This is a genomic window from Treponema sp. HNW, assembly GCF_050320395.1.
Classification (GTDB): Bacteria; Spirochaetota; Spirochaetia; order Treponematales; family Treponemataceae; genus Treponema_C.
This window is the reverse complement of sequence record NZ_CP144459.1, coordinates 1,653,581-1,679,775: the sequence shown is the minus strand read 5'-3', so window position 1 is coordinate 1,679,775 and position 26,195 is coordinate 1,653,581. Positions and strand designations below refer to the sequence as shown.

Annotated in this window: 21 protein-coding genes; 4 read left to right on the top strand and 17 right to left on the bottom strand. The window is 45.2% G+C overall.

Translation table 11 applies throughout. The annotated features are described in order from the left end of the window. Positions 1-6 precede the first annotated feature (6 nt). Positions 7-3,249 (top strand): hypothetical protein, encoded by a 3,243-nt coding sequence (locus tag V1L52_RS07720; RefSeq protein WP_428768484.1) that lies wholly within the window; start codon positions 7-9, stop codon positions 3,247-3,249. Here V1L52_RS07720 and V1L52_RS07715 read toward each other — a convergent pair. The 17 genes from V1L52_RS07715 to V1L52_RS07635 all read right to left on the bottom strand — a co-directional run bounded on the left by V1L52_RS07715 (position 3,233) and on the right by V1L52_RS07635 (position 22,359). Then, a complete protein-coding gene (locus V1L52_RS07715; RefSeq protein ID WP_428768482.1) occupies positions 3,233-5,485 on the bottom strand; it encodes a peptidase domain-containing ABC transporter in 2,253 nt (750 codons plus the stop codon). The two genes, V1L52_RS07720 and V1L52_RS07715, sit on opposite strands and share 17 nt — an antisense overlap. 42 nt (positions 5,486-5,527) lie before the next feature. Next, complete coding sequence (locus V1L52_RS07710; protein ID WP_428768480.1) at positions 5,528-6,988, bottom strand: hypothetical protein; 1,461 nt, start codon at positions 6,986-6,988, stop codon at positions 5,528-5,530. Between the two features lie 2 nt (positions 6,989-6,990). Further along, positions 6,991-8,145: an HlyD family secretion protein gene (locus V1L52_RS07705; protein WP_428768478.1), complete on the bottom strand. Its 1,155-nt coding sequence runs from the start codon at positions 8,143-8,145 to the stop codon at positions 6,991-6,993. A gap of 319 nt (positions 8,146-8,464) precedes the next feature. Next, positions 8,465-9,664, bottom strand: a complete 1,200-nt coding sequence (locus V1L52_RS07700) for an IS256 family transposase (RefSeq protein WP_428771794.1) — start codon at positions 9,662-9,664, stop codon at positions 8,465-8,467. Positions 9,665-9,857: 193 nt separating this feature from the next. Next, complete coding sequence (locus V1L52_RS07695; protein ID WP_428768476.1) at positions 9,858-10,454, bottom strand: hypothetical protein; 597 nt, start codon at positions 10,452-10,454, stop codon at positions 9,858-9,860. Between the two features lie 42 nt (positions 10,455-10,496). Further along, positions 10,497-11,039, bottom strand: coding sequence for a hypothetical protein (locus V1L52_RS07690; protein WP_428768474.1), 543 nt, complete (start codon positions 11,037-11,039; stop codon positions 10,497-10,499). Between the two features lie 2 nt (positions 11,040-11,041). Then, positions 11,042-12,541 (bottom strand): hypothetical protein, encoded by a 1,500-nt coding sequence (locus tag V1L52_RS07685; protein WP_428768472.1) that lies wholly within the window; start codon positions 12,539-12,541, stop codon positions 11,042-11,044. Between the two features lie 214 nt (positions 12,542-12,755). Further along, a complete protein-coding gene (larC, locus tag V1L52_RS07680) occupies positions 12,756-14,048 on the bottom strand; it encodes a nickel pincer cofactor biosynthesis protein LarC (protein WP_428768470.1) in 1,293 nt (430 codons plus the stop codon). A gap of 9 nt (positions 14,049-14,057) precedes the next feature. Beyond that, on the bottom strand, positions 14,058-14,810 hold the full coding sequence (larB, locus tag V1L52_RS07675; RefSeq protein ID WP_428768468.1) for a nickel pincer cofactor biosynthesis protein LarB: 753 nt from the start codon (positions 14,808-14,810) through the stop codon (positions 14,058-14,060). A gap of 10 nt (positions 14,811-14,820) precedes the next feature. Then, positions 14,821-15,588 (bottom strand): ATP-dependent sacrificial sulfur transferase LarE, encoded by a 768-nt coding sequence (gene larE / locus V1L52_RS07670; protein WP_428768466.1) that lies wholly within the window; start codon positions 15,586-15,588, stop codon positions 14,821-14,823. Position 15,589: 1 nt separating this feature from the next. Beyond that, entirely contained in the window at positions 15,590-16,000 is a 411-nt protein-coding gene (locus tag V1L52_RS07665; protein WP_428768464.1) for a DUF3842 family protein, read from the bottom strand. Beyond that, entirely contained in the window at positions 16,000-17,190 is a 1,191-nt protein-coding gene (locus tag V1L52_RS07660) for an iron-containing alcohol dehydrogenase (RefSeq protein WP_428768462.1), read from the bottom strand. The genes V1L52_RS07665 and V1L52_RS07660 overlap by 1 nt, the downstream gene beginning before the upstream one ends. A 61-nt stretch (positions 17,191-17,251) precedes the next feature. Continuing rightward, positions 17,252-19,342: an NAD(+) synthase gene (locus V1L52_RS07655; protein WP_428771806.1), complete on the bottom strand. Its 2,091-nt coding sequence runs from the start codon at positions 19,340-19,342 to the stop codon at positions 17,252-17,254. An 8-nt stretch (positions 19,343-19,350) separates the two neighbouring features. Then, positions 19,351-19,722 carry a hypothetical protein gene (locus tag V1L52_RS07650; protein WP_428768460.1) on the bottom strand — a complete coding sequence of 124 codons (372 nt, stop codon included), beginning with the start codon at positions 19,720-19,722 and terminating at the stop codon, positions 19,351-19,353. Next, positions 19,712-20,266, bottom strand: a complete 555-nt coding sequence (locus tag V1L52_RS07645) for a hypothetical protein (RefSeq protein ID WP_428768458.1) — start codon at positions 20,264-20,266, stop codon at positions 19,712-19,714. The genes V1L52_RS07650 and V1L52_RS07645 overlap by 11 nt, the downstream gene beginning before the upstream one ends. Next, positions 20,259-20,828, bottom strand: a complete 570-nt coding sequence (locus V1L52_RS07640) for a hypothetical protein (protein ID WP_428768456.1) — start codon at positions 20,826-20,828, stop codon at positions 20,259-20,261. Before V1L52_RS07640 ends, V1L52_RS07645 begins: the two co-directional genes overlap by 8 nt. A 106-nt stretch (positions 20,829-20,934) precedes the next feature. Further along, a complete protein-coding gene (locus V1L52_RS07635) occupies positions 20,935-22,359 on the bottom strand; it encodes a TDE2508 family outer membrane beta-barrel protein (RefSeq protein WP_428768454.1) in 1,425 nt (474 codons plus the stop codon). Positions 22,360-22,576: 217 nt separating this feature from the next. Here V1L52_RS07635 and yajC point away from each other — a divergent pair, with 217 nt between their 5' ends. Genes yajC through secF form a run of 3 tightly spaced genes read left to right on the top strand, consistent with a single transcriptional unit; the run spans position 22,577 to position 26,039 of the window. Further along, entirely contained in the window at positions 22,577-23,023 is a 447-nt protein-coding gene (gene yajC / locus V1L52_RS07630; protein ID WP_428768452.1) for a preprotein translocase subunit YajC, read from the top strand. Between the two features lie 23 nt (positions 23,024-23,046). After that, a complete protein-coding gene (gene secD, locus V1L52_RS07625; protein ID WP_428771804.1) occupies positions 23,047-24,813 on the top strand; it encodes a protein translocase subunit SecD in 1,767 nt (588 codons plus the stop codon). Further along, complete coding sequence (gene secF / locus V1L52_RS07620) at positions 24,810-26,039, top strand: protein translocase subunit SecF (protein ID WP_428768450.1); 1,230 nt, start codon at positions 24,810-24,812, stop codon at positions 26,037-26,039. The genes secD and secF overlap by 4 nt, the downstream gene beginning before the upstream one ends. Positions 26,040-26,195 lie beyond the last annotated feature (156 nt).

Sequence of the window (26,195 nt, the reverse complement as noted above, 5' to 3'; positions counted from 1 at the left end):
ACGTGCATGAAAGGGTTTCGGTTTGCCGTCATTATAATTTTTGCCTTTTGTATATGCAGTGCGGGATTTTCTCAGGAACAAGAGAGCCCTTCGGTTGTAACGATAGAGAAGGCGCTCAAAACCTCGTATATAAAAGATAAAGAAAAAGATACCGAAATCATTAAATTTTCAGGCGATGTTATAATCTCCGTTGAAAAAGACGGTAAAAAGGTTGTTATCCGTGCCGAAACCGTCAATGTTGACCGCAAGCGCAATGTCTTGTACGCTTCCGGCAATGTGCGTATGGAAAAAATCAGCAGCAATAAAATATCCGAGTCAATCAGTTCCGAATCGGTCTTACTGAATACGGATACCCTTGAAGGTATCTTTATCGAAGGAAGGGTATCTCATGAAGAACAAAAATCGGTAAAGCTTCCCGACGGGGCGCGTTTAATTGTTTCTTCGGAACTGCTTTCCCGTGACGGTTCCGAAACGGTTACCTTTAAAAACGGTGAGCTTACCTTTTGCGATGATGAAAATCCGCATTGGAAAATCAAAGCAAGCAGGATTTGGCTTTTACCCGGAAACGAGTTTGCCTTTGCAAATGCGCTTTTATATGTGGGCTCGGTTCCTCTCATGTATTTTCCGTTTTTTTATTATCCGAAAGACGAATTGTTCTTTAACCCCTCCTTCGGCTACCGCCCCAGAGAAGGCTATTTTGTGCAAACCACAACTTATTTTATAGGACGAAAAGCTCTTCAAAGCGATGATAAGGCTGCAAAGGGGTTTAACTTTATGCAGCCGACATCCCTTTATGAACAGGAACTTGAGGGTCTTATCCTGCATAATTTGAATAAGGAAGCCTCGGCCCCCCCCTATTTTCTTAAATTTATGGCTGATTATTACAGTACCCTGGGCGGTATGGCCGGAATTGCCGGAGATTTTAAACCTGCCGGAGCGGTTAAGTCTCTTTCCTTTGATGTCCGCCTCGGCTTTTCAAATACGGTGTATCCGATTCAGGGCTATAACCAATACATATCATACGGTTCTCAAAAACGGAAAAATACGGATTACGGATGGTTTTTCGGAGTAAAGATGCCGTTCAGGTATAGGGTATCTTTGAAAACCTCCGTACAAAAAAACGGCTTTTCTCTAAATGCGGCCCTTCCCTTATATTCCGACCCCTATTTTGCAGGCGATTTCGGTGACCGTAAAGAATCGATGGACTGGATCGATTTTTTTCTTAAAGGAGCATTCAGCGGGGCGGGGAAAACAAACGAAGTCGGTACGGTTTCTTCATCCGCGCTCAAAGGAGCGGTATCTTCATATACATGGAATATCTCAGGCTCTTATACTCCGTCCATTCCCGCTGTGCGTCCCCTGATTGAATCGGTTTCCGTTTCTTCATTCGGTTCTTCAGTTGTATTTTCTCAACAGCGTGCGGCCAAAAGAGAATTCAACGACGACAGCGACTGGTATACCAACAGCCCCAACCGCGATTTTTTTTATCCCGTGCAAATAAAGCCGCTTTCATTCGGTTTGACCCTTTCAGGTACCCTCGTCAATTGGCCGGTACAAAAAAAGCCCCTGCCTGAAAAAGAGCTGAAATCCGTACAAATAAAAAATACGGATCTTATGCGCGATAAAACGGCTGTTCCGGAAAACCTGATTTCGGACAGCGGCAATAGCAATGATACGGATAAAAATCAAAAAGACGATTTATTGTTCAAAATCGAAAGCCTGCCGGATATTCCCGTAAGCGTTCCTGCCGGAGAAAAAAAGGATATTCTGTCTTATAAGCTGGGCTATTCATTTAAACCCGATTTTTCTTCTCTTTTTATGTACAGTCCTCAAAAGATGACGGTTAGCAACGAAACTTATTCTTTGCCGCAGTTTTTTATACAAAATCCGAATTCGTCGGAAGTGGGACTAAAGCTGCCTCTTGATCTTAACAGCAATTTACTTTGGTACGGCAGTTTGCTGTCCGTATCGAATACCGTATCGCTTTTATATCAATATCAGACGCACCCCATTCTTTCATCGGCTTATACGCTTGCCGAGCGCAATAGAATCATACTGAACGATTATAACGCACGTAAATTGAATATTGCAAATACCAATGCATTTACCCTTAAACCGCTTATATCTTTTCCCGTTTTTAAAGATTCGGCGTTAAGCTGGAATACGGGTATGAAGTTTTTGCATACCTCTTTTTCCGGCAGTATAGATAAACCGGCATGGACCTATCATACCCCCGAATGGAATAAAAAAACGTTTACGAATCATAACCTGCATTTTGTCCTCTCGGCAAAAGAGGGCGCTTTTTCTCAATCTTTGAGTTTTCGCGCAAATCTTCCCCCGCTCACGGACTCATACACTGCAAAAGCGGAATTCACCTTTCCTCTTGTCAATGCATCATTGGAAAGCGCCTATGTAAAGCGCGAAAATTCGTTGAAAAGCGACTGGTATTTTTTGCCCCTTGTACAAATTTCATCTTGGACCTTCTTTAAATACACAAAGGACGGAAAAGATAACAAAAATAAATTAACGCTTGCCCAGCGTTTTGATTACAATATAAACGATAAGCATGCCGAGCGCTTAACTGTGGGACTGGGGTGGCGTAATATGCGCTTTGCCTATGAAATGATGTACGGCTATAGCTATGTTTTGGATATAAGCCGCGGCTGGGTTACATCTGAGAAAAAAAGTTTTTTGCCGTACTTATTGACCTTTCATGCCAATATCCCCAATCTTGAATTTAAAAATAAAAGCGGGAATATCGGCTTTAATCCCTCTCTTTCAACCGTTTTATCTTGGAATATAGCAAAACCCACAGACAGTTATTTTACCTTTACTCCCTCCTTTACTTTTAAAATTAATAAATTTCTTAATCTCACATTCAGTGCCGAAAGTCGTAATAAGGAATTGCTGCGCTACGTGCAAAAGGCCGTCGGTTTTGAACCTGAGATTCCCGGCGAACGCAATATTTTTATCGACCTGTTTAATTCCTTTGCGTTTTGGGATGAACAAAAAAGAAACGCATCGGGCTTTAAAATCAAACGTTTGAGCGTAAAACTTGAACACGACTTACACGACTGGATTTTAAATTCGGAGTTTAAAGTCGAACCGAGAATTATCGGTTCGGGGACAAACCGAAAATATGATTACAAGCCGTATTTTACCCTCTCGGTACAGTGGAAACCCCTGCAGGGTATAAAAACCGTTATACATGATGAATACGGTGATTTTATCCTTAACCCTGCAAAATAATTTTACTCCGGCTGTGTTTTTTTTGTACCGCCGGTACATCGATGCGTGATTTGAGCCGCGGATTTTTGGGGTACGCGTTTACCGGCTGCTGTGAAAGCCACAGCTTTGTATACACCCCGTTTTTTCGAAGCAAACTTTTGTGAGTTCCCGATTCGACCACACGTCCGTGTTCAAAGACAAAGATTTTATCGCAATGGATAATCGATGACAGCCGGTGGGCAACAATAATTGCGGTGATGCTTTTTGCCATTTCGTTGATTGTACTCATAACGGCCTTTTCGCTTACGGAGTCGAGGCTCGATGTCGCTTCATCCAAAATCATAAGTTTCGGGCGCCGCAGTAAAATACGGGCAAGGGCCAATCTTTGTCTTTCTCCTCCTGAAAGGGTTGTGCCGCGTTCCCCGACAAGGGTATCGTAGCCTTCCGGAAGTTTTGCAATAAACTCATCCGCATGTGCTGCCTGTGCCGCCTTGTATACCTGTTCATCATCCGCATACGGCATACCGAAGCGGATATTTTCTTTAATTGTACCGGAAAAAAGAAGAATATCCTGAGGTACGTATCCGATTAAAGAGCGGTAAGATTCGGTATCGTATTCTCTTAAGTGTATCCCGTCAACGAGAATCTCTCCTTGCGTATAATTATGAAATTTCATTAACAGCTTTGTAAGGGTGGTTTTACCCGACCCCGAAGAGCCTACAAAGGCAGCTTTTTCTCCGGCTTCTATATGAAGTTCTATATTTTCGAGGGTATTTCCCCGCGTGCCGTAAGCAAAACTCAAGCCCGTAATATCGATATCGCCTTTAAGTTCGTTTTTTTTGAAAGAACCGCTGTGTCTTTTTTCTTCGGGTATGTCCAAAATTTCGGCCAAGCGTGAGGCGGCAACAAGGGCTTCCTGTAAAGTCGGCTGCAGGGTTAAAAGACGCCCCAGCGGTCCCAAAAAATATCCCGATAAAAGTACAAAAGAAATCAATTGCCCTAAACTCATTGTTCCTGCCAAAATCCGTAAACTTCCCAGCCAATAAACCGCCAGCGTTCCGCTTTGTACTAAAAAAAAGTGAAGGGCGTTTTCGGTATTGCCCATAGTTCCCAAGGAAATACCGCGTTTAATCGAATCGACGATTTTCATTTCGGTATGTTCATAGGCCGTTTGTTCGCTTGAAAGTGCCTTAATCGTTGCAATTCCGTTAATGTTTTCTACCATCGACGACTGTTTATCCGCGTCGACTACAGCCTTTATTCTTAAAAGACGTTTATAGGGCTTAAAAAACAGCCATGCCAAAATTGCACAAAGGATTACGGGAATAGCGGCTGCGATAATGAGGTTCCCGCCGAAAATACATAAAAAGACACCGCCTATAATGAGCATTAAAGAATCGAGCAGGACGGATAAGGATGCGGATGAAATAGCATAGCGTATTGTAGATGTGTCATTGATGCGCGAAAGAAGTTCTCCTGTTTTTCGGGATGTAAAAAAATCCATCGGAAGCTTTAATATATGCCTGAAATAGCCGGTCATCATCACGGTATCGATTTTGTTGCTCATATGCAGCATAAGCTGACTGCGTGAAAAAGAAAGCAGGGTTTGAAAAAAAATAACCAGCGCATAACCGAGTGAAAAAAGCGTTAAGCCGATTTTTATGCCCGTATATAAGATTTCGTCAATTAAAAAACGGAAGTAAAAGGCGCTTGCAATGCCGAGAAAACTTAAAATGATGCTTGCAATACATACTTCGGCGCATATTTTTTTATGCGGTTTTAAAATGCGGATAAAGCGGGTAAGACTTGTATCGGTATCCGTATTTTTTTGAAACGTTTCAAGCGGTACGGCTATAAAAAATACACCCGTCCAAATATTTTGAAAGTCCGTTTTTTTAAGCCATTTTATGCCTTCTGCCGGATCTCCTATTTTTACTTTGTTTTTTTTGGAACCGTATACGATAACATAATGCTCGCGCCGATTATACAGGACGTGTGCAATGAGAGGATAGATAAGCCTATCGTCCAATTCTTTGGTTTCCGAAAAGGCTCCCTTGCAGGAAAAGCCCAATTCTTCGGCTCCTCGTATAATGCCGTTTCCGGATGTTCCTTCACGGTCTGTTCCCGCAAGTCTTCTGATAAACGAAATCGGAATCCGCTTTCCGTAATATTTACATAAAGACGCAAGACAGGCGGGAGCGCAATCCGATTCGTCATGCTGTAAAATAAATCCGTTCCGTTTTAATGTTATGTTCATATAAACCTCCGTTTCGATTGGAGCGGCGCTTTTGTGTATCGGTCAGTACCCTTCCAATACCGTCTGTATTAAGCGCAGCTTGAGTTCTTTGTGTTTATTTTCCGCTAAAAGCGCATGTAATTTTTGATATTCTAAAGAAGTTTCGCTTATATAGCCCTGAGATTGAAGAGAAGATGCCGTAGGAATTTTATTGAAAGCATCGTTTTTTTCCATTAGGGCTTTATCACGGAGCTTGTGTATAAGCAAAAGCCTTTCCTCATACTGCGCTTTTCGGTTTGTGCGGTACCTGGCAAGCGATTCAAGAGCATTGTTGTACTGCTTACGGGAAAGCGCAAATTCTTCGTTTGCAACATATTCGCGGTCAAAAGGAAAAAGGGACAGTTTTATACTTGCCCTGAAAGTGCAATCCCACTTTTGTATGCTCTTCCAGTAGTTATTGATTGAAGATGCAAAGCCGGATAAAGCCGCGCCTTGAGCCGAAGCTGAAGCGGAAACCGGAGTAAACTGAGCGGATATATTGATCGAAGGAAGCGATAAGAGCCCCTGTTCGGCTTTATTCAGAAAATTCAGTTTCAGGCGTTTTTCTTCCGCATCCGCGTCCAACCCGTTTTTGATTGTAGCGGTACTTATAAAGTTTTCCCAATAGGTAATCCATAAATCTATGGATGAGGGCATGTCATCTTCCGTTAAGCCGAAATTGTATAAATTGCGCTTTAATTCGGAAAGTGTTTGTTGAAGTTCCGAAAATGCAAGAAAGCGTTCATAGCGTTTTGTCCTGCGTTCCGATAATTCAAAGGACGAGATTTTACCCGTTTCCCAAAGGCTGTTGTCCGCAAAAGCTTCTTTGTCTCTTACGTTTTGAAGATGCCCTTCAATGGCGATACGCTCTTTTAAAAGCAGATAAGAACTTATGTGATTTACGGCTTGACTTTTAATACGCTTTTTTGCCGCCTCGAAACCGGCTGCCGCCGCTTCCGATAAAAGCCTGTATGTATGGATTTCACTTTCTACAGCCCGAACATACAAAGAAGGGGCGGCGGCATATAGGGGAATGGCGAGCGAAACCGAAGTGTCGAAGTCATAGCCGTATTTTGACTGTGCCGATGAGGCTCCGGTTTTATTCCCGCTTACATTGACTGCGAAAAATTGTTCCGCCTGTGCCCGGAGGGAAATGCCTCCGGGAAGAGATTGAGAAAATACCAAAGCATTTTTAAACGCATGATTATGTACGTGATTTTTTCCCGTATGCAGGGTTCCCGCATAGCCTGAATCAATCAGAGGGCGCGTAACCCAACGGAACTTATAGGCGTTTCTGGAAAGCTCTTCACTGCCGTATTCCAAAACCGTATTTTTATACAGCGGACTTTGTCTAAAAACCTTTTCAATGAGTTTTTCGTAGTCTTCAGAGGCAAGACCGCTATGGTCCCTATCCGTTTTGTCATCGGCTCCGAAAAGCAATATCGGGACACAAAGTATAATGAATACACAGAATCTTTTTGCCATACTTACCACACCATATCGAGTTTACGTAATATATATCTCAAGATTGTTTGTTCCTTGAGTATAATCCTCCCTTCAATTTCCAATCCGCTTTTAAGAGGGTAGATATTGCGCTTTTTGTCCTGCAGAAATGCTTTACCGATATCGGAAGAAACCGTAAAATACAAGGCTCCGTTCGGCTCGGTTGAAGCATCCGGATCTATCGTGTTGATAATACTTTCCGCGCCGCCGAATTCATAAAAGGGGAAGGCGGGAAACCGCATTTTGATTTTCATGCCCGGCTCCAAGCGTCCGCGCATTTTTGCAGGAATTTTTAATTCGGCTTTATATGCGCCGTTTTCGAAAGGAATAATATTCAAAATCCTTTGATCGGCAAAAAGATAGTCTCCCGTATTCAGCGAAGATATTTCCTGTATATTTCCGCTTATGGGCGCATACACACAACAGTTTCTTAAACTTTGTCTTATCTGTTCCATTTGGCTTTTTATATTTTCAATTTCCACCGAAGTTTGAATATATTCGGTGTTTATCGTAGTGATAAAATCCGTTTTATGCGTTTCGGCATTTAAAAAAGCAATGTTTTTTTCGTATTCAAGTTCCCGCAAACGTACGGCGGTCATAGCTTCTTTCGGAAGAGCCTTTGCTTCTTTCCAGGTTTTTTCGGCAAGAGAAAAACGCTCTTCAAATAAACGCTGGCGATACATATAGGATTGAAAGCGTGTATAGGCGGCACTGTTATTTTTATTTATAAGGTTTTTCTTTTTGTAAAAACTTTTTTCGGTTTCTTTGAGTCCCTCGGCTGTCAAAAGGAATTTTCGGGCCGCAGTTTGCAACGCTTCGGCCTTTGCCTCCAAAGCCTTTGAATCGATATGCAGTAAAAGTTCTCCCTTTTCTACCGCTTTTCCGTTCCGGTAATACAAGGCGGTAATTTCTCCTGCAACCGCATTTTTTACCGATGAAACGTTCGATACCGGACGCACCGTGCCGCGCGCGCGTACCGTTTCTTCGGTTTTACCGAATACAATCCATAGAAGGGCAGAACTTATCAAAGCGACGATAAGCCATACCGTAACTGAAAGTATCTTGGGCTCCCTGTGTAATACAATTTCCTGACCATATTCCAAATCTTCCAAGGGGATAAGCATAACCCTTTCTTTCATAGCGTCCTCCTTATAAAAGCGGTTCCTCATGCACGTAAGAAAGCACTGTAGATAGCGGGAGTTTTGTCCTCTGCAATATCAAGGGGAAAAACTCTAAGTTAAGGCGGGCAACGCTATTTGAGCCGCCCGTTTAAAACCTCCTCATTATATATATAGGGATCGATTGAAAAAAAAATATACTTTTTAAAGAATAAAAATAAAAAAATTAAGAAAAAAATAAAAAAAAGGGTGTTTTAGAAGCTTTTGCGTCCAAAACACCCAAGGAGGAAGATATGATCTTTTTTAGAGCCTGTCACAAAATCTGTGTAAATGGCATTTCCTAACAAAGTGGAAAGCGTCCCTCAAAAAGGATAGCGAACTGGTTGACCGCCGGTCCCCATTCCTTAATCGGCATAGTCCACTTTGCGCTCGCATTCTTAATCGCAAGGTACATCACCTTATATATCGAATCGTCATCGGGAAAACTTGATTTATTGCGCGTGACTTTGCGCAGGGAAAAGTTCAGGCTCTCAATTGCATTTGTCGTGTAGATGACACGGCGGATGCTGTCCGGGTACGAGAAGAACTCCGTCAGCTCGTTCCAGTTACGCTGCCATGAGGCCGAAATCATCGGGTACTTGCCGTCCCATTTTTTTCCAAAATCTTCAAGCGCTTCACGTCCGCTGTCTGCGTTCACTGCACAGTAGATTTCCTTCAAGTCGCGGCAGACTTGCTTCAAATCCTTGTAAGAAACAAACTTCGTCGAGCTTCGGATCATGTGCACTATGCAATGCTGGATGTGAGTGTCCGGAAAAATTGCTCTGAGCGCGTCGGGGAACCCGGTAAGCCCGTCCATGCAGGCTATGAGAATGTCATTTGTACCCCGGTTCTTTATGTCAGTCAGCACACTCATCCAGAACTTCGCTCCTTCCGTGTCAGCAAGCCACAGCCCCAAAACCTCTTTTTTGCCTTCCCAGTTTATTGCCAGAGCAACATACAGGGCTTTGTTGACGTTCTTGCCGTCCTGTCTTGAGTTTACTCGTAAGGCATCGAGGAAAAGTATCGGGTAAGACTTCTCAAGCGGGCGATTGCGCCACTGGCGAACATCCTCAATGACTGATTCGGTCACTCGAGAAATTAATTCCGGTGAAACTTCCACCCCATAGATATTCTGCAGGTGCCGTTGTATGTCGCGGCAGCTCATCCCGAATGAGTACATCGAGATAATCTGGTCGTTGAACAAGGGGGCACGTCTGTCGTGTTTAGGGATTATCAGCGGCTCGAATGTGCTATTACGGTCGCGCGGTACCTCGATTTCTACCGTGCTGTTGTCGTTCATGATTACGGACTTGTCCGTGTAGCCGTTTCTACTGTTGCCCGAGTTGTCCCCTGCATTGTCATGCTTTGCATAGCCGAGGTGCTCATCCAGCTCTGCCTGCAACGCCCGCTCATAAAAGCGCTTTGTAATTTGACGTAATAGTCCGTCCTGACCGGTAAGCTCATCCTTGGTCATTCCGTGGAAATCAATCCGATCGAGCATCTGATCGATTGCGTCCTTCTCTTTCTTGTTTTTTCTGGCTGTCATATACTCCTCCTAGAGTATCATATTTTCAGCCATTTACACAAATATTTTTACAGGGCCCTTTTTTAATTTTTAACACATTGAATACGGCACTCTCTTTTTCATAAGATGCTTGAATTTGGCTTCCCTTTAACTGCGGCTATAAGAACTCTTAACGCTGTTTCCATAGTGCGACCTTCTGAATCCTCTTGTTCTCATAATAAAATTGAATACAGATACTCGTAAGACCCTCTCCGGTCAGCCATATGTCTTTTTTATACGACATGACGATGGGAGAATTGTCTTGTATCTCGTATGGAGTACCGAATGCAGCTAAAATATCGTAAGACGGGGTATCGATATAACCGCTCCATTTTTCATTCAGAGGCGTTTGAGCATAAAAAGCGGCATAGCAAAGCTTATAGGTACCCCGGTACACAGTATAGAGTATTGTAAATTTCTCCGATTCAGCTGCGACAACGGAATCATAGATTCCCGAAACGGAAGCCTTCATACCGCTTTTTTCATCCAAAGAAAATACTTCAACATCCGACAGCTCCTTAACGGTACATTCTTCGGTTATCGCAAGCGGAGAATCGGGGAGATTCATAAAAATATCGGCTTCAAATATATCTTGTACTTCCGGTACCTGTTGTGCTTCGGCTGCGATTTGTACTTCCGTCTTTTCCGGCTCTTTCGGTATATCGATTGTATCGGACTTCCCTGTGTTTTTTGAACACGACACACACATAGCCAATATCAGTATCATGATCTTCTGTATATATTTCATAGTTTACCCCGTTTTAATAGTTTACTGCTCTCGTGCCAAAAGAATACTGCTTATAATTTTTTTATCATAGTTGAAGAGTATATAGTATTCATCAGTGCTGTAGAGTACCGTTGAAGTATTTAGGCTTTTCGGTTCTCCGAAGACTCGCAAAAGATAGTCTGTGTTTTTCCCTATGTAGGAACTCCATTCGGTTGCACATGGTGTTTTTCCCGTCAATTTAACATATTGAATCTTATATTCATCTTTGTACTGCGTGTAAACAATATTAAAATTTTCTGAAGAACATATAATAACAGTATCCCATTCTCCTGCAAATCGCCAATGTTCTTGTTGTGCTTCATTTTCATTCAGTTTTTCCACCTTGTGTTCTTCCGTAATTAATTCGGGGTTTTCGGGTATGCCTTGGAAAATATATGAGGCAAAGATGTCTCGGGGAAAATTTGAGTTTTCGGCTGTTTTTGCTCCTTTTCCTCCGGTCGCCTCCTGTGCGATTCCCCGTATTCCCGATACAATAAGCAAAAATCCGATGATACTCATCCATGATTGCAATCGATAATTTTTCATAGTTACTCCTGTACTCTCAGCCGTGCAAAACCGTTTGTGGAAAGTAGTGCACTGTCTGTTATTTTAGCCAGCCACATGGCATCAGATATGCTTTTCAAGCCTATACAACCCCATGTTGTTCCTTTTGCAAAATGGATTCCGTATCCGGTATCCGATTGTACACCTGTTGCTATATAATTTCCGTTAGCATCAGGAATAGGTTTAGAACTGCTTTTGGGACCATACACAGGTACATCCTGATAGGCTGTTGTAGGAATGAAAACACCTTCCACATTTGAGCTGTTGCTTTTTCTGCTTAAGCCGAGTTCCCATGTACCGTTCGGAAATTGTCTAGGAAAGTACCACTGTGCCTCAGATCCGTCCTTAGGACAGGTTGTTACATCAGGTGCTTCTCTTCTTTGATTCAATTCATTACGTACATTATTGTGAGCATCGATAGTATATGTTCTTGTTAACTGCCAGTCTCCATTTTCCAATTTTCGATAGGAATTGACTTTCAATTTTTCCTCGCTTTTATCAAAGGATACTATCACTCCCTTTTGTCTGTTTAATTGCTCCGGAATCTTATATTGATCGTCATCAACACCGATTGCCTTAGGTTGTTCTTTTTTTTTCAACCTATTCCATGTTTCAACGGCATTATCTTTCATATTTTTGAAAATACCGTGAATCCCCTCCCGCCCTTCATTTGCAGTGTTAAAGCGGTCTTTCAATCTTTCGGGCGGCCGTGTATCTTGCTCACTTGTCGGCTTTTGCGGCAGCGATGATGTTACGCCCGTATTTTCCTGTACATTTTGCGTTTCTTCAACCGTTTCTTCTATCGGAGACGGTGCTGACGGCTCCTGATTGTGTACGGGCGGTGTATAAGTGAACCCGCCGCCCGTGTATGAGCCTCCTGTATACGAACCGCCGCTGTCCGAACTGTCGTTATCGGACGAGCCGCCCCAACTGTCATCCGAATAACCGCTGTCTGCATTGCCGCTGTCGGAAGAATGGTTATCCGAACTTCCGGAGCTGCCGTTTGACGAACCGCCTCCCGATGAGCCGCCGCTTTCCTGATAGTCGATATATCCGGCTTCAGGATAATCCGTGTATCCTCCTCCGGTATCGTCGGAATTACCGCCGGTTACGGGTTCGGAAGGAGTTGAAGAAGGCGGGGGGGATGAATCATTTGTGCCGCTGCTTCCTCCCGATGAACCGTTGCCGCCGCCGGAAGAACCTGAATTACTCGACGAACCGCCGGACGAATTTCCGCTCGACGAGCTGCCTGATGAACTTTCCGAACCTCCCGACAAACTTCCGCCTGAAGATGAGCTTCCCGAACTCGGCGGATCATCCGGAATGTCCGGAGCGGGGCCGCAAACAGGGCCGGCTCCTTCCACCTGACCTCCGCCGTTGACTTTGAGCAGCTCTTCAGCAGTCAATTCACGGATTCCCGACGCCTTCATTTGTTCATCGGACGGCATGTGTTTTGTGTTGTGAGTCCGTTTTTTCCTTGACATAATGTCCTCCTGCGAGGGCAGGGAACCGCCGATTCGTTTGGGATTTAATCGGTTATCCCGTATTACCCTCTACAGGTATTATTGGATTTTATGTGCAAAAAAATACAACTTTTTAAGAAAAAAATGCATTTTTCTTAAAAAAAGTTATCCTGACATTATAATACGGCGTGAATTCATGTTTGTAAAGGGAAAAAATCGCAATTTCGATACTTTTTTAATCATTTTGTGCAGTTTTTTCTATTGCTTGATATACATTGCCTAGGGGAATGTTTTGACTTCGCGCAATACGGGCTGCATCCTCATATTCGATCTTGTTTTTTTGTATGCTGCCGCTTTGAGCGATTTTTATGCGCACACTGCCGTAGGGCGTTTGTACCGTTTTTTCGCTTCGGGGAAGCATACGTCGCAGGCATGATTTTTCGCGCACACCGAGTGTACTTGTATGGCGGAGGATGAGATCCGCCATGCGCGAGCTTTCGGCAGGCAGACAAAGACAGGTAAGCATTACTGCAGGCCGCGACTTTTTCATACCGATCGGAGTTGTAAATACGTCCAAGGCACCGTTTTCAAATAAGATTTCCGCGGCAAAAGCAAGGGCTTCGCCCGTCATATCGTCTATATTACAGGAAAGCTCTATTATCCGTTCCGTGTTTTCGGCATTTTCGGTATGTTCGGCCGCTTCCGTATTTTGCGGGGCTGCGTCTTTGCAAACCGTTCCCCAAAAGGCTCGAAGGCAGTTTGCCTGCGGAAAATCCTTTGTCCCCATGCCGTAGCCGATTGCCGAAATCTTCATTCCGGGAAGCCTCTCAAAACTTGCCGCAAAATGAGCGAGCAGGGCGGCTCCCGTCGGCGTACATAATTCGCCTTGAACCGCTCCGGCATATACGGGAATACCGCGTAAAATGCGGGCTGTAGCGGGGGCCGGGACGGGCAGGATGCCGTGTGCGCAGTGCACATGTCCGCTTCCGACGTTTACCGGAGAAGCGATTATTGTATCGGGGGAAAGTGCCTCGATAAGCATACAAACGGCGGTTATATCGGCCAAGGCGTCGGCGCTTCCCACTTCGTGAAAATGAATGTTGTCGATACTTGTATTATGAACATAACTTTCGGCTTCGGCAATTAAAGCGTATACCGCTTCAATATCGGCTTTAACTTTATTGCTTACTTGTAAGGCGGCAATGCGTTTTTTTATATCGGCAAAGGACGAATGGCCGTGCGGATGCTCATGATTGTGAGAGTACTCGTGGTTGTGTGTGTGTTCATGTGTGTGTGTATGGCCGGGGGCATCGATACTTTTTTCTTCTTCGCCGTTTACAAGCACCTTGAATTTTGTTCCGGTTATGCCGCATTTTATGTTTTTTTCGGCCGAAAAACGGACTTCTTCCAAACCGATGTCGTTCAGTTTTTTACAAAAATCGGCACTGTCCGGAATCAATTCCGAAAGGGCGCCCGCAAGCATATCGCCCGAAGCTCCCATTGCACATTCAAGGTATAAGGTTTTCATCGATTTCTCCTATTGACTCATACGGTTTATCATACCGGCAAGATAACCGGCACCGAATCCGTTGTCTATATTTACTACGCCGACTCCGCTTGCGCAGGAGTTGAGCATGGCCAAAAGGGCTGCCAAACCGTTAAACGAAGCGCCGTAGCCGACACTTGTCGGAACCGCGATAACCGGGCAATCGGCCAAACCTCCTATAACGCTTGCAAGGGCTCCTTCCATACCGGCAACGGCGATAATAACGCGCGCACTCATAATGCAGTCGAGGTTGGAAAGCAGGCGGTGTAAGCCGGCAACTCCGACATCGTAGAGGCGCACAACCCTGTTGCCAAAAAATTCGGCGGTACGGGCGGCTTCTTCGGCAACGCTCATATCGCTCGTCCCGGCCGAAGCTACTACGATATTGCCTTTTCCCTCGGCTTCGGGCATGGTACCGATAATACCCAGCCGGCTGATTGTATCGTAGTGCATTTTATACGTTTTTTGCAGTACTGCGGCCTTTTCTTCGGATAAGCGGGTTATAAGCAAAGATGTAGCTCCGTTTGCACAAAGAGAGTCGGCTATCGAAGCGATTTGTTCCGCAGTCTTTCCTTCGCCGTAGATAACTTCGGCTTCTCCCTGCCTTACTGCACGGTGATGATCGGGTTTTGCAAATCCCAAATCGTCAAAGGGTTTTTTCTTTAATAAAAGATGAGCATCCCGGGCCGAAAGCTTTCCCGATTCGACCTGTTCCAAAATCGCCAAAATATCCTGTGCTGCCATATAAATTCCTTTACCGCTCTTTTAAATCCAACACGATGGCGGAAAAATCGTCCGCCAAAAGCTCCCGTATGGTTTCCCTTTTGCGCACCACCTTTTTCATGTACCGTGCCGGAACTTCTATTCGGGCAGTATTTCCGTCAAGGCGGATTCTGAAATCGGTAAAGCCCAAACGGGCGAAGGCATTTTCCGATTTTTCCATAAGGCGCAGTTTTTCTTGTTGTATGGGCGTTCCACAGGGAATGCGTGTTGCCAAACAGGCATAGGAACTTTTGTTCCATGTAAACAAATGCGCTTTTTTTGACAGTACGCGCACGTCCGCCTTTGTGATGCCGCATTCGCGTAAGGGGGAACGTATACCCAGCTCTTGCAAAGCTTTCATACCCGGCCTGTCGGATGCCAGATCCGAAGCATTTGTACCGTCGATAACCAAGGTATAACCGTCTTCGCCCGCCCGTTTTTTGAGAAGCGAAAACAACAGCTTTTTGCAATAATAACAGCGCTTTTCCGTATTTTCGGCAACGGAAGCATCGGATAAAGTGTCCGCTTCGATTATTTTTAAGCCTATGCCGCACAGCGTACACAAACGCTGTGCATCCTCCAATTCAAACTGCGGCTGAAAAGGGCTTTTTATAAAATAAGGCTGAATGTCCGCACCGCTTTTTGAAGCCGCATATAAAAGATAGGCCGAATCCGTACCGCCTGAAAAGGCGAGGGCGGCTTTCGGGTACATACGGAAAAAATCAAGCAGAGCCCTGTGTTTTGAGCCGAAATACGGCATATCAGCCTTGTGCGGTTTTTTTGATTTCCTCAACCGCTTTTTTTATCATTGTTGCAATGTCCATATCGGCAATACCGATAATCGAATTTTTACAGCGGTTGACCGGCAGTAAAATGCGCAGGGCAGGACTTTGTCCGACGGCAGCCGCCATTGCAGGCGTTATCTCACCGAGCAAAGAATCGGCTATAACGATTCCCATCGGCCCTGCAATAATGTCCGCACTGCGGCAGCCGACTATAACCGCGTTTTCTCCGGTCGCCCCGTTATCGGCTCCCGCCTTAATCATTGCCGAGGTTGCAATACTGTTTGTTCCTACCGCCGTTATAGATACTTCGGGCAGGGCTTTACGGATTTCTTCTACAAGCTGTCTTCCGATGCCGCCGCCCTGTCCGTCAATAACCAAAATATGCATTATTTTGCCGCAGCCTTATAAATCGCTATGAGGTCTTCGTATCCGAGCTTTCTAAAGGAACCGACAAGCCGCTTTTTTTCAAAACAGCATTTGAAAGCGAGGGTTTCGATTTGTTCTTCCGTTAAATCGATGTTCATTTCCTTTACCGAAACGGGCATATTGATTGAACGGAAAAAGTTTTCCATAGCTTCGATACCTTTTAAGGCCGCTTTTTCGCTGTCGGTGTCGCTTATGCCGAAGACATTGCGTGCAAGCTGCGCAAAGCGCTCGGGGTTTTCTTTGTATACATAGCGTGCCCAGCTTCCCCATACTGCGGCAAGACCCGCACCGTGGGTAATGTCGAACATACCGCCCAATTCGTGTTCGATTTGATGGGTTGCCCAGTCGCCGGTTCCGTTGCCGCAGCCGGTTAATCCGTTGTGAGAAAGGCTTCCCGCCCACATAATTTGAGCGCGCGCGTTATAATCCTTCGGTTTGTCTTTTAAAATCAGGGCATTTTTTATAACGGTTTTGATTAAACCTTCGGCAATGCTGTCGGTAATCATATTTTCGCCGGATACTTCATGTGCAGGATAAAAATAGCGCTCAAGGGTGTGCATAATGATGTCGGTACAGCCGCTCATCGTTTGCCATTCGTCGAGGGTTGCCGTCAATTCGGGATTCATAACGGCAAAACGGCAGCGTCCGTAGTCGGAGCTGTAACCGCGCTTAAGCCAGCCGTCTTCGTTTGTAATAACCGAAGAATCGCTCATTTCGCTTCCTGCAGCGGCAATCGTGAGTACCGAACCGACGGGCAGGCAGCCCGCAGGCTCTACTTTTTTGAGGAAAATGTCCCACACGTCTCCTTCTGTTACAACTCCGTAGCCGATAGCCTTTGCCGAGTCCAAAACGCTTCCGCCTCCGACGGCCAAAATAAAGTCAACCCCTTCTTTTTTGCATAAGGCTATACCTTCGCGCACCAAAGAAAGGCGGGGGTTCGGCACAACGCCGCCGAGAAGTACATAGTCGATGTGTTCGGCTTTTAAAGAATCGCATATTCTGTCCAAAAGGCCCGAACGCTTTGCACTTCCGCCTCCGAAGTGTACGAGCACTTTTTTACAGTTTTGCGCTTTAACCAATGCACCCGTTTGTTTTTCGGCATCTTTTCCGAAAATTACCTTTGTGGGTGTCCAATAATTAAAATTGTTCATTATATTCCTCCTATCGGGCGATTGTTTTTTTACCGCCGAAATAAATGGTGTCCGACTTTTGTCAAGTCGGATTTTCAAGTTCTTTAAGCCACAACGAAGCCTGTGCGTCGCTGGGCATGGAAAAACTTGTGCGCGGCGAAAGCGATACCATTCCGACCGATATACCGTCGCTCATGCACGAGCGTTTAAATTGGTTTGTAAAAAAACGCCGGTAAAAAAGTGCAAGTTTTTCTTTTATATAGCCGGCTTTGTATTCACCTTGAAAAGCGCATTCGGCTAAAAACAGTATTTTGCGCGGCGAAAAACCCCGGCGAACAACGTAGTACAAAAAGAAATCGTGCAGCTCATAGGGGCCCAGAATATCTTCGGTTTTTTGCGCAATATCGCCGTTTTTTGCGGGCAAAAGTTCGGGGCTTACGGGCGTTTGCACAATGTCTGTAAGGATTGCCGCCAGCTGCGCCGCGGACTCTACAGTCTCCGCTGCTGCAAGTTCGGCCGCATACAGCACAAGTTCCCGCGCAAGTGTTTTGGGAATCGAAGCGTTTACATTGTACATCGACATATGATCTCCGTTATAGGTTGACCAGCCGAGCGCCGATTCGGAAAGGTCTCCCGTACCGATAACAAGGCCGCCTGTCTTGTTTGCGCTGTCCATAAGTATTTGCGTGCGTTCGCGCGCTTGAGCATTTTCGTACACGCTGTCGTGCACGTCCTCGCATGCGCCTATATCGTTTAGGTGCGCCCTTACTGCATTTTGTATATCGATTTCTTTAAAGCTTACACCTAAAAGGGAAGCAAGCTTTTCGGCATTGTTTTTTGTCCGAGAGCTTGTGCCGAAGCAGGGCATCGAAAAAGCGTGTATTGCCGAGGGGGAAAGGCCGCAGATTTTAAATGCATCGACTGCGACAAGGAGTGCAAGGGTTGAATCCAAACCGCCCGAAAGACCTATAACCGCCTTCTTTATACCTGTGTTTTTAAGCCGCTCGGCCAAACCCGAAGCTTGAATGGACAACACTTCTTCGCAGCGCTCTTTTCGTTCCGCAGGATTTTCGGGAACAAAGGGAAGCCTCGAAATGTGCCGCTTCAGTCCCTGTTTTACGGGGTCGGGCGCAGCGGCTTCGATAATGCGCAGGTTCGGTATTTGTGAAGCCGAAAGGCGCCCGTATTCGGCAGAGCGGCGAAGCCGTTCGTTTTCAAGAAGTTCTATGTCGACATCCTGCACAAGATAGCCGTCCGCTTCGCCGAGTGCGCCCGTTTTGTCGTTATTGCGCCCATTCCCGTTTGCCCGGAAATCGGCTCGAAAATCGCTTTGTGCAAGAACCGTGCCGTTTTCAAAAATACCATTGTGGGAGCGGAACACAAAATCGGTTGCCGATTCTCCGCTTCCCGCATTGGCACAAACGCACACAGAGGCACACCGTTCGGACAGGGCGCACAGGGCACATGTTTTCCGCTTTGCGCTTCCTACAATAAAGGGCTCGGCCGCCGGGTTCAGTATAATGTGCGCAGCCGTTAAACCGGCATGTGCGTACACGCGGCTTTGAAGGGCGCTGATACCTGCTCCATACACGTCTTCTCCGATTAGGACTCCGATATATATGTCCTGCGCTTCGGTATAAATATCTTCACAAGAGTTTGCATAGCGGCTGTTGCCTATCCGTATAAGGATATCCGTTCCGAAGGGAATGCCGGTATGGGAGCCGATACTGATAACTTGGCCGTGCCCGGCGGGAAAACCGGGGGCGGCCGCCGAACCGCAGGTAAAATACCGCCGTTCGTTGTAAAAGCTTCGGCCGCCGATATGCGTTTTAGGCACCGCCGCTAAAATGCGCCCCCGGTATATAAAAACCGCACAATTAAAAAGCGCACCGCCTGAAAGAAGAGGAGCGCCTACCGCATAGAGAATCGGACAGTCCTTTGTGCGCTCCGCAAGTTCCGTCAGGGTACGGCAAACACTGTGTATTAAGTTTGTTTGAAAAAACAAATTGCCGCAGGTTGCTCCCGTAATCGACAATTCCGGGAATACCGTACATTCAGCGCCGTCTTTTTCGGCCCTTTTGAGCAGCTTGACAATTTCATCCGCATTGTGCTTACAATCCGCAATTTTAAGGCGCGGGCTTGCACAGGCAACCCTGAAAAATCCGTATTCCATCGGCTTCACTATTGTTTTATTATAATATCCCCTGCTTTAGCAGCAGGAAGAGAGCTTGCTGTAAAAAACTCATTTGCTTTGCTTAGATATAATTGATTCATTTGATTGATTGCAAAGTCTTTAATTTCATCCTCGGTGTATTTTTCCGTATTTGATATGTTTATTCCGTATTTAAAAAAAGTTTCCGCAACCGGCTCTTTGCTCTCTATTTCTTCTATGGTGAATTGAATAGTATGTATTACTACAAGTGAATTATCTTCAGTATGTTCTATACCGGTATCAATTATCTCATAAATAGACATAGTCTCCGCAGGCAGTCTTTTTAACGAAAAATGAGACTCTATCAATAATATATCAGTAATTACTAAATTATTTTTCATTAATATACCTTTGTGCTCCGGGCCGTGTTGTTGTATGAAAAAATGAAACAGCTATGCCCTTTTGACTTTCATCATTATAGTAGATGATACGTCTATCAATGCCGGGCTTTTTAACCAAGCTGCACACATGTTTTAATAGAATATTATCAGCTGCTATTTTGTCAAATTTATTATCTGCAACATCAATCAGCCAAGGAAAAACATCTAAAAATTTTAAAAGAGCAATTGCCGGAGCTGAAGGTTTAGTTTTTTTGTTTTTCCATTTTGAAAATGTACGCTGCGGAATATTTAAAGCTCTTTCAATACCGGCAAAATTTCTCTTTTGCCGTTCTAAACGTGAAAGTATTTCTAAAGATTCCTCAAGGTGTTTTTGCACAAGGGCTTTAGAAAGTTCTTTGTCGTTTTCATTAAAAAAATCACCTTCTTCCCCGCAATCATCACAAACATAATTTACTAAAGAAAATTCATTATCTCCAATTGCCTTTTTAACGAAGCTGCACTTTAAATGTACCCCTCCGCACACCGGACATTGTTTTTTAGTCATATGACTCTCCCAGTAAATTTCTAAACGGATTATACATCCTATCAGCTTTACCTTCCGAAAAGGCTTCATGAAAAGACTTTATAATCCATTTTTTTGTTTTATTATTATGCATAAAGGCTAAATACCCTTTTTTATTGTTTGTCGTAAACTCATAACTATCAACCTTTAGTTCGACAGATTTGTCCGGATTATTATCCCATGATTTCGTGCTGATAAATTCCGGATTTTCACAACCTCCGTTTCCGATAAAAGCTAATAAATCGGTTCTTGTGCATAAATCAAAAATATCACACGCCCGCTGTAGGGCATGTTTAAGAACAACAACGGTAGATGTCTTTTTTGCACAAGCTTTGATAAAATCCTCTACCTTATAATACGACGTTTTCCCGTTTTTTTCAAGCATTTTTTTATCCTTAAAGATGATTTCTATGCTTATTTTGAGGCTGTCCTTATGCTTAACGGATATATTTTCATGCAACCCTGAAAAATCCGTATTCCATCCCTTTAAGTATAAAGCAAAAAAGGTAAATAGTGAAGGGGCGAAAAACAATGTCACCCCCAAAAAAAAGCCCGCCCCCGCAAGGGGGCGGGCTTGCCGTTCTAAGATAAGCTGCGGGGCTGCCGCAAAACGTGAAGAATCGGACAACCCCGATTAAGCGTTTATTACCTTACATCTTAACCGATACGGCAAATCTGATCTTGTGTATAAGCAGCTTGTTTACCGTATTCCAAAAGTTGTAGTTGCCTTCGGTAAGCTGTGTTACAAACTCATTGTTGAACAGGTTTTGCAGTATATCCCATTGGGTATCTACGGTTACCTTATCCGTTACAAACCAGGTAAAGCCCGAATTGGCGTAAAACTTACCCGAAGTGCCGATAGCGGAGTCGTTAAAGAACCATGTAACGTCCTTTGTTGTATTCGTAACAGTGCCGTCTGCGGCTCTCGTTTCGGTTTTTTCGGTTTCCCAACCGAATTCGGGAACGATAAAAGAGGCTCCCGCGTTAAAGCGCAGTTTGGAAAAAGGTTTCCACGTTACGGCGCCTTTTAAAGTCGGCTCAAATCCCAAGTTAAAATTATAGTTTCTTGACGTGTTATATGTCGTGGTTGTAGAGGCTGCAACGGATTCCTTATAGTTATAGTCATTTTCAAAATGAAATCTGACGGGCATGCCTGCTTCGGCTTTGAATGCAAACTTGCCTTCCGGCTCATAGGCAAGTGTCCACACGGGGGTCAGTGTAAGCACATCGTTTAAACGTCCTACGGTATTTACGGTTCTTTCCGTTCCTGGCGCTTTTCTATACTCCGTTTTTTTGGGAAAGATATCCCAATCGGTGTCAAGGGCCAATGCAAGGCTTTGCGTTATATCCCGTTTTTGCCAAAAGTCAAAACCGACTCCGCCGTTTATTTTAAGCGTATATACGCTCTCATCGGCCATATCTACTGTTTTTGCGGTATCATTGCTCTTATTTACCTTGCTCACCTTCGATTCAAGAGCAATTTCCGCAGAGGTTTTATAGAGCCTGTCTTTGGGCCCGTTGATATTCATACCGGCGGTTACACCCAGCTCCATATCGAATACGTTGGAAATCGCCGTTGTTTTAGCGATTCCATCCGTTATGTGCTGGTTATCGTAGTTGCCGGGTACACCGTTGACGGTTATTTGTCTGCGCTGCGGCTGGAAGGAAAAAGCGCCCTTTATACCGATGTTTTTAAAACCGGCCAATACCGATGCATTGGTGGGATTCCTTCCGAGCGTTTTTACCGTAACCTTTTTGTTGCCGTTATTGTCTTTTTCGGTTTTGGACTCCCATAAAATAGGTAAGCCTTCAAAATAAGCGCCCATGTATACCTTGGTAAGCTGTTTTGCAAAGCCCAATTGAATAAAACCTTTCCCGGTCTCTCCGTACCCCAAAAAGCCGAAAAACTTTTTAGGCATTACGTTGTGCCATTCGTTTACATCCATAAAATCGTCGACATCGGTTGTAAACAGCGACTGTGTGCTTAAAGAGGTCATGGACGTTTGAGCGAAAACCGTAGCGAAAACCGTGCTCAATACAAGCACGATTAAAACAAGTTTTTTTGTTGTTTGCATGTGCATCTCCTTATTAATGCAGTGTAAAATAAGCAGGACCTTTATGCGGTAAATATTATAGTAATTATACCCCCATACATCGGGGTTTTGTCAAGTATCGTTTCCGATACTGCCGCGGAAAGTTTACAACTGTGCGCTTGCGCGTGCTTGACCGCGGTGCCGTTTTATGGTATTCTGTACTACACATATTTTTAAATCTATAAGGAAGGTTTCCCCTATGTACGTTATGTCGTTGCTGCAGGCCGCGGCTTCTCCTCAGGGTTCCATGCTCAGCATGTTTTTACCCATTGCCCTCATTTTTGTTATTTTTTACGTTTTTATTATCAGGCCCCAAAATAAAAAGCAAAAAGAAACCCAAAAAATGATTGATGCCTTAAAAAAAGGCGATAAAATCGTTACCATCGGCGGTATTCACGGTACCGTCAGTTCCACAAAGGAACAAACCGTTATCGTAAAAGTCGATGAAAATACAAAAATCGAATTCAGCCGTTCGGCTGTCGCTTCGGTTATAACGGATAAGGCTGCCGATAAGGGAACCGCAAGCGGAGCCGGAGCCGGGACTTCGTCCGGTGCGGCATCCGAAGAAAAGGGCGAAAAAAAGTCCTTATTCGGGAAGTTAAAAAAAGAAGATAAAAAAGCGGAAGAAAATTCTTCCGAAAAATAAAAACTGCGGAGCTTAAAAAGATGATGAATAAAAGAAGCCGCTTTTTACTGATTCTTGCGGTTATTGCCCTTTGTTTTGTCTTTTTGTGGCCCTCCCTTGCATGGTATGTAAGGACGCCGCAGGAAGTACAGGCTTTGGCTTTAAGTTCGCTTGAAAAAATTAAAGATTATTCGAGTGTTATGGCGGCAAAAGATGTAAGCACTCTTAAAGACATACAGCGTGCCGACCGCGCCGCCGTATTGGGAAGCGAGTATGCATGGCTCGAAAAGGAAGCAAAAAAGCTGTATAAAAAAAGCGGCTTAACCTATTCTTCTCCGATGACCGTCCGCGAAGCTTTGATGATTTTTACCGACGAAACCGACGACGCCGTAAAGGCCGAAGCGGAAGTACGCGCGGTGTTTGAAAACCGCTACCGCAAAGAAATTTTAAAGGCAAAAAGCCGCTATAACCGCGCGGTAAAATTGGGCTTGGACTTATCCGGCGGTATGAGCGTTATCGTAAAAGCCGACTTGGACGCGGCCCTTGAAGCGCAAAAAGGAACGGTTGCCTCCGACGATGAGGCCGGTTTTAGAGAGCAGGCCATGGTGCAGGCTATCGATACCCTCAGAAGCCGTATAGACCGCTTCGGTTTGTCCGAGCCGGTTATCCGCAAGCAGGGTGAAGACCGCGTCTATATCGAACTTCCCGGTTCGGCCGAAGCCGACCGTATCAATACGATTATACTCGGAAAGGGTATTTTAAACATCCGCCTCGTCGATATGCAGGCGACTGCGGCCTTTAACGAGTATCACGCCGCCCACATGGCCGATACCTTTACCGCTTCGGGAAAGCTTTTGAATCCTTCAATTATTCCTTCCGATACGGAAGTACTGGGCCTCTATTCAAAAGACGATTACGGCTTGGACGAACGCGAGGGATATTTGGTTGTCAAAAAAGAGGCCGTCCTCGACGGAAAGCATATTAAAGCCGCCACGGTAGGGGCGGGTCAGCTCGGAAAACCGGAAGTACACTTAACCCTCGATACCGAAGGTGCGGTTATATTCGGCGAGTTTACGGCAAGCCACGTGGACGACTTTTTGGCCATCGTGTCCGACGATAAGGTTAAATCCTATGCGCGCATAAATGAAGCCATTCCCGGCGGAAACGTTGCGATTTCGGGTTTCGGCGTGGAAGAAGCGCAGAATTTACAAAAAGTACTGCAAACCGCATGGCTGAGCGTTCCCCTTACGGTGGAAAGCCAGCAGGTTGTCGGCGCTTCTTTGGGTGAACAATTAATCCGTCAGGGCGTTAAGGCCGTGTTGTTCGGCTTATCGCTCGTGCTGGTCTTTATGCTTGTGTGGTACACGGGGGCCGGTATTAACGCCGTTGTTGCACAAATATTAAACCTTTTTATGATGTTCAGTATTTTGTCGGCCTTCGGTCTTACGATAACCCTTCCCGGTATTGCGGGTATGATTTTAACCATCGGTATGGCGGTAGACGCGAATGTCGTTATCTTTGAGCGTATCCGTGATGAACTGCGCTTGGGTAAAACCCGTGCGGCCGCCGTCAATGCGGGTTTTGACCGTGCCTTTTGGGCGGTTATGGACTCGAATATAACCACCTTTATTGCAGCTCTGTTTTTGTCGCAGCTGGGTACGGGGCCCATACAGGGCTTTGCCGTCAGTTTGGCAATCGGCGTCTTTTCGTCGGTATTTACCGCTCTCTTTGTTTCCCGCCTTATATTCGACTTCGGCACGCAAGCCTTGCATCGGGAGAAGATTTATATCGGTTGGGGGATTAAAAAATGAGCAAAAAAATCATTCGTTTCAGCAAGGGCTTTGTTCCCTGCGTTATTATAAGCGCCGCTCTTATTTTATCCGGTGTCTACGCCCTGGTTACCAAGGGCTTAAATCTCGGTATCGAGTTTAAAGCCGGTTTAATTGAAGACGTTGCAATTGCCCCCGCCGCATTGGAATTAAGCTATAAGGGGCCGGCAAATGTAACCGTTAAAGCCTCGAGTATAGGCTTAACCCTGGTTGTAAGCGGCGCGGGTGCCGAAAACACCGCTCACGAAATACGCTATGTAGACAACCGCACCGTAGGTGAAGTTGCCGCCGTTTTGAATCGGGTTGAAGGTATTACGGCCGTAGTCCGCTCTTCGCCTTCGCAATCCGCGGTCGGTATTTTCGGCGATTCGGAAGCTTCTTCGCTTTTGGGAGATACGCCTTACCGCCTGCACTATATAGGCGAAAATACGCGCAACTATACGGTGGACGAAGTACGCGCCGCCCTTTCTTCAATGAAAGACGTATCGGTCAAGATGATAGGCGATGAAAAAGAAAATCTCTTTCAAATCCGTGCGGGAGATGACGGCTCGGATCCGGAAGCGAGTAAAAAGATTCAAGCTTCAATTGCCGCAGCTTTAACTTCGGCTTTCGGCGCGGATAATTTTGCCGTTATCAAAACGGACTTTATCGGCTCTCAGTTTTCTTCGAGCCTTGTCGTTCAATCCGTACTGTTGGTCGCCGCAACCCTTTTGTTGATTTGGCTTTATTCGACCGTCCGCTTCCGCTGGGATTTTGCCCTCGGCGCGGTGTTGGCTATTACGCATGACGCCCTTATTATGCTTGCCTTTGTTGCCTGGACGGGGCTTGAAATGAACTCTACGATGATTGCGGCAATCCTGACGATTATCGGTTATTCAATCAACGATACCATCGTTGTATTGGACCGCGTGCGCGAAAACATTAAAACGGTTAAGGTTACCGAATTTACCGAAATTTTGGATATTTCACAAACCGAAATTTTGGGGCGTACCGTTATAACAACCGTTACCACGCTTTTGGCGGTTGCGGCCCTCTATATTTTTACTTCGGGTGCTATGAAGGAATTCGCCCTTGCCTTAATGGTAGGTATGGTTTCCGGCGTCTATTCGACCATTATGATTGCCGGCGCCTTTATTGCCCTTGTGCGGCGTAATTGGAAGCCTTCCGACGAAGAAAAAAAAGCTCCGTCCGGTGTTTTGAGCGTGTAAGTCAAACTCCGTAAGTTGTAAAAACCGGTTACTGCCGTCCCGAAGCTGAATTTTGAAGTTTTCGGCCGGCACCCTTAAAGCGCTCCTGCGGTTTCCCGCACGGGGCGCTTTTTTTTATATATATGGGCTTGATTTTGTACCGTTGTAGTGTTACAA